Genomic DNA, 4,481 nt, shown 5'->3' on the forward strand with positions numbered 1-4,481 from the left:
GGCGCTCTCGACCGCGTTGGTCGTGGGCTTCGTCATGACCTGGGCCTTCTGGCGGTCGGAAGCGGCAAGCGGAGGAGCCGTAGCAGAGGCAGCGCCCGCCTCCAGCGCAACCTCACAGGAGACTGCGGCGGGTGCGGGAGACCGGCCCGTCTCGGCAGCGCCGGGGCGACCGGCGAGCCGGGTGATCCCCGCCATCACGGACCGCGATGCGGTGATCCTGACGCTGCTGCTGGCCATCAGCCTCCTCGCCCCCAACTACCTGGTGCAGTCGGGGCCGTATGTCGCGAAGTTGGGAGTCTGGGCCGTGACGATGGGCGCTGCGTTCGCCTGGGCGTGGTGGCGCCTGGGCGCAGAGCGGCGCACAGCGTGGCTGCGCGAGACGTGGTGGTTCGTGAGGCTCATCGTTCCCGTGCTGCTCGTCGGGGTGTTCGTCCTCGGCGTCGTCTCCGAACTGCTGCCGCCCGAATGGGTGCAGCGCTGGCTCGGCGGATCGGGGTTGGGGGCCTCGTTCGCGGCGACCCTCATCGGGGCGGTGAGTTATTTCGCCACGATGACCGAAGCGCCGTTCGTAGCGAAGCTGATGGAGCTCGGCATGGGAAAGGGACCGGCCTTGGGGCTGCTGCTGGCGGGGCCGGGCCTGAGCTTGCCGAGCATGCTGACCATCGGGCGAGTCTTCGGGGTGCGCAAGATGGCTGTCTACGTCGTGGTCACGGTGGCCATCTCCACGGCCTGGGCGTGGGCGGCCGGTAACTGGCTTTTCTAGGGAGGGCACGCATTGGCAGCAGTTGCCACTGTCGGCGGTCAATTCGGAAAGGAACGGGACTTGGTCATGCGGGTGGAGATTCTGGGTTCCGGGTGCCCGAAGTGCAGGGCGACCGAGCAGGTCGTACGAAAGGCGCTGGCCGGGCTCGGCATGACGGCGGACGTGCAGCACGTGACCGACCTGGCCGTCATCCGGCGGTACCGGGTGATGTTCACGCCGGCGGTCGTCGTGGACGGCGAGGTCGTCTCGGTCGGGCACGTGCCGACCGAGGAGCAGGCGAAGGCTTTCCTACAGCGCAGGCCGACCAGGTAGCGGGCAGCGCTCCGGCCCTCCCCGGTCCGGGTCGAGCCCCTGCCAGGCAGGGCCTGGTCACCCGGGGACACACGAACGCGACGCCCTCGACCGGTCCGTCCCGTGACGGGATGGCCCGATCGAAAACATGCCCGGGGTTGACTCGCATACCGCTTCGCCATCACCACCCTCAAGTGAGGCGATCCCGCCGGCATGAAGCTGCTGGGTGATTCGCAGGGGCGCGGACTCATCTACGAGGAAGCGCACGAAACTCTTCCTCCCTGAGGATCTCGGCGGCAAGCGCCAGGCAGGCCCTTACCGGTCCCTCGGGGACCGCATAAGAAGCGGTGACTTCGCCAGCTTCCCCACGACCAGATGCACGGGAACCCGGGTTCCCCGAATGACGGGCTTGCCTTTCACGACGGCGGGGTTGACTTCGAGCAGATCTTGCCAGGCCATGGTCGCCTCATTTCCCGTGAGGGCTTCTATCCCGGAGGGCCTTGTTATCTCCGTCGCCCCATCCCGTGGCGCTTGCAACACCGGCTACTTTACTCTCACAGCTACCGCGGGAGGCACTTACCATGGTGGCGGGAACCTCCTCCTTCTCCCGCCGGTCGCTTGGGTTGACTTCGCCGCAGCATTTCGCCCCGGTGACACCCTTGTCATCCCTCTCTCTCACACGGCGGAGCGGACGTTGACCTTCCACCTGGGAGAAGGTGTACGCTCCCTGCGGAGGCGGTGGAGGTGCGAATCGGTGAGCTCGCCACCAGGGCTGGCGTCGGCGCGAAGACGCTGCAGTTCTATGAGCACCTGGGCCTGATTCGTCCCGAGGGACGGACGCCCGCAGGATACCGCATCTACTCGTCAGAGCAACTGAAGCGCCTGCGCTTCATTCGCGCCTCCCGGATGCCCGGCTTTTCGCTTCGGGACATGGCTCAGATCCTCGAGGTGTGGGATCGAGGCTGCCGTCCCTGCGACGATGTCGTCCGCCACATGGGCCGGAAGATCCGCGACATCGACCGCCAGATCGAAGCCCTCTGTCAGCTCAAGCGCCAGCTCGAAGCGCTGTACGCGACCGGCCAGGCGTATTCGCCAGACGCGGGGGAGACGCCAGCGCGCCCCGGTCGCTGCATTTGCGACGAGGCCGCCGCGCTGGCATACAAGCCTCAGGCCGCGGACACGGTCAGCCAGGTGCCATGAGGGGAGGTTGTGTGATGCCGGGATGCTGCACGCTACCAGATTCCAACGAAAAAGTCTCCGTGGTGCCGGCTCCCACCAACCGCGAGGGAGAGCGGTGCCCGAGCTGCGGTGCAAAAGGAAAACACGTCGAGCGCCTCACCGTGAAGGCCATGTTGGCCGTCAGCCTGCGGCGGTTGGGAGCGCAGCGCTACCGGTTTTGCCGGACCCCTGCCTGCCCGGTGGTGTACTTCGCAGAAGACGCCGACGAGCAGTTCACCGTGGACGAGGTGCGGGAACGGGTCTTCCAGAAAGAACCGGAAGCCGACGACGTGTTCGTCTGCTACTGCTTTCGCCACACCCGGGGTGCGTTGCGTCAGGCCGCGCCGCCCGATCACGCCCGCATCGTCGAAGAGATCGAAGCGGGCATCCAGGCTGGTCAATGCGCCTGTGAGCTTCGCAACCCCCAGGGGTCATGCTGCCTCGGCAACGTCCGGGCGGTGACCAACAGGGCGACCGCGCAGTAGACTTGCGAATCGACGCCTACCGACTCCATTGACCGATCGAGGACGAACGCCTTTTCAACCGGCTCAACCATGCCGAAGAGCTGCGCGGTGCCAACGCCTTCCACACGCCGGAGCGCGTATCAGACATATGCGCCTCCCTGGCCAGATCCGGTGAAGCCAGGGACCGGTGCCCATGAGTGCCGCTGGTACTGCCAGCCTGGACGGACCGGTTGGCGCCCCGTCCCGATCGCCGCCGCTAGCGCCTCGGGGTAGGCCAGGCAAAAAGCCCTCCCTCACGCTTCCGGGAAAAGCTCGGCCACCTGCACCGAAAAGCCCGGGACGGCCGGGTCGGAAAGGGTGTCGACCGCTTCGAAGACCTGCGGGTGATGGGGGTGGGCGTACACCATGACCCGGCGACGGTCCGGGTCGACGAGCCACACGCTTTTGGCCCCCGCCGAAAGCCAGGCTTCGATGCGTTCTTGCACTTCGCGGAAGGTGTCGTTCGGCGACAGGATCTCGATGGCCACGTCGGGTGACACCGTATGGTAGCCTTTGGGCCGAGGGCTTGGCAGATGTTCGCGGGCGATGAAGGCCACGTCTGGGGCGCGCACGGTATCGGGGTTCTTGGCCAGAAGAAAACCGGCCTCCACCAGTACTCCGCCGAGCCCCTGGCGGAGCACAAAGCTTCCGAGAAGTGCGGCGATGCGACCGGCGATCTCCCCATGCTCGTAACCGGGCGGAGCCATCTCCACCAGCTCCCCTTTCACGAGCTCGTAGCGCTTGCCGTCCTTGGGGAGCCGGAGCAGGTCGTCGGCGGTCAACAGCGTCCGCGTCGCCACGGGCTTCCCCTCCCGACGTTCAGTATACCATCTGGACGGCTGCCCCCGAGGCCAAGGTCTGCCCGACAGGGTGAGCTGACCTGGCGCATCCGACACAGAAAGCCCGCCGCGTCGCGGATCAGGGGTGCCCCTCAGGGGGTACCCTTCATGCACCGCGGACCGTTGCAGGGCACCACGGTGCACTCCGTGCCGCACGGTGCAGTGCTTCCAGGAACTGCCGCTTCGAACCTGGCATACGTTGACAAATAAAGCCCGTGAACTCCCGTCCCTTGCCGACCACAGAAACGACGCCAAAGTCCACGCCTTGCCACCCAGAAGCACAAAAGCGTCACGGCCTCGACCCCTCGACCTCTTCGTGAGATCGATCCGTGGGATCGAGGCCGTGACCTGTTAGGGTCTTACAGCTGTCCCGGCGGCGAAGCCCTTTCCCACGGCGTTTCCGCCGCAGTATCCAGCCCGCTGGAGGTCTTCACTTCCGTGTTCGGCATGGGAAGGGGGGTGCTCCCCCGCTCCCCGTCCCGATCCGGGCAAACCTCGTCGTGACAAGCCCCAGCCGGATGGCACGCTCTTCCATTTGGTAATTTGTGGTCTGTAGTGATCCCCTTGTACGTGTAGTTCGTGAGATTTTTCGTGGGATCGGACTTCGCTTGGCTACCCTACGGGGTATGGGTATTTACCTTCCGGTCGACTGCCAAATCTCGGTAACGACGATCCTCCAAGATCTGCCGCACCGTCTGGTGGTAGAACTTCCCACCCCGACGGGTCCGGCAGCCCTCCTCGTTCAGCTGCTTGGCGATCGTCCAGTGGCTTTTGCCCTGGCGATAGAGTTCCCGGATCCTAGCCACCGTTCCTGGCGGCTCGTCCCGTCCGGCCCGTCCGCCCTCCCCAGCCTCTGGGCCCCACCCC

General features: G+C 66.0%; 7 protein-coding genes. 4 read left to right on the top strand and 3 right to left on the bottom strand.

What is annotated here, in order from left to right; all coding sequences use genetic code 11:
• A partial coding sequence (locus tag AB1609_16345; GenBank protein ID MEW6048019.1) for a permease occupies positions 1-763 on the top strand: 763 nt, incomplete at its 5' end.
• 12 nt (positions 764-775) lie between these two features.
• The gene (locus AB1609_16350; protein MEW6048020.1) at positions 776-1,075 is read left to right on the top strand and encodes a thioredoxin family protein; all 300 of its coding nucleotides are present in this window, start codon (positions 776-778) and stop codon (positions 1,073-1,075) included.
• A 294-nt stretch (positions 1,076-1,369) separates the two neighbouring features.
• Here AB1609_16350 and AB1609_16355 read toward each other — a convergent pair whose 3' ends face one another.
• Complete coding sequence (locus tag AB1609_16355) at positions 1,370-1,513, bottom strand: DUF433 domain-containing protein (protein ID MEW6048021.1); 144 nt, start codon at positions 1,511-1,513, stop codon at positions 1,370-1,372.
• A 285-nt stretch (positions 1,514-1,798) separates the two neighbouring features.
• On the opposite strand from AB1609_16355, the gene AB1609_16360 reads away from it, so the two are divergent.
• The gene (locus AB1609_16360; GenBank protein MEW6048022.1) at positions 1,799-2,254 is read left to right on the top strand and encodes a MerR family transcriptional regulator; all 456 of its coding nucleotides are present in this window, start codon (positions 1,799-1,801) and stop codon (positions 2,252-2,254) included.
• Positions 2,255-2,268: 14 nt separating this feature from the next.
• Positions 2,269-2,757: a hypothetical protein gene (locus AB1609_16365; GenBank protein MEW6048023.1), complete on the top strand. Its 489-nt coding sequence runs from the start codon at positions 2,269-2,271 to the stop codon at positions 2,755-2,757.
• 272 nt (positions 2,758-3,029) lie between these two features.
• On the opposite strand, the gene AB1609_16370 is transcribed toward AB1609_16365, so the two are convergent.
• Together AB1609_16370 and AB1609_16375 are read right to left on the bottom strand one after the other, a co-directional pair.
• A complete protein-coding gene (locus tag AB1609_16370) occupies positions 3,030-3,575 on the bottom strand; it encodes a Uma2 family endonuclease (GenBank protein MEW6048024.1) in 546 nt (181 codons plus the stop codon).
• Between the two features lie 656 nt (positions 3,576-4,231).
• Positions 4,232-4,481: recombinase family protein (locus tag AB1609_16375; GenBank protein MEW6048025.1), on the bottom strand; the 250-nt coding region annotated here is incomplete at its 5' end.

Source organism: Bacillota bacterium (assembly GCA_040754675.1).
Lineage (GTDB): Bacteria > Bacillota > Limnochordia > Limnochordales > Geochordaceae > Geochorda.

What these genes read in the sequence shown, in the direction of transcription:
- AB1609_16355 (MEW6048021.1), bottom strand. Translation starts at nt 1,513, where the DNA reads ATGGCCTGGCAAGATCTGCTCGAAGTCAACCCCGCCGTCGTGAAAGGC.
- AB1609_16365 (MEW6048023.1), top strand. Translation starts at nt 2,269, where the DNA reads ATGCCGGGATGCTGCACGCTACCAGATTCCAACGAAAAAGTCTCCGTG.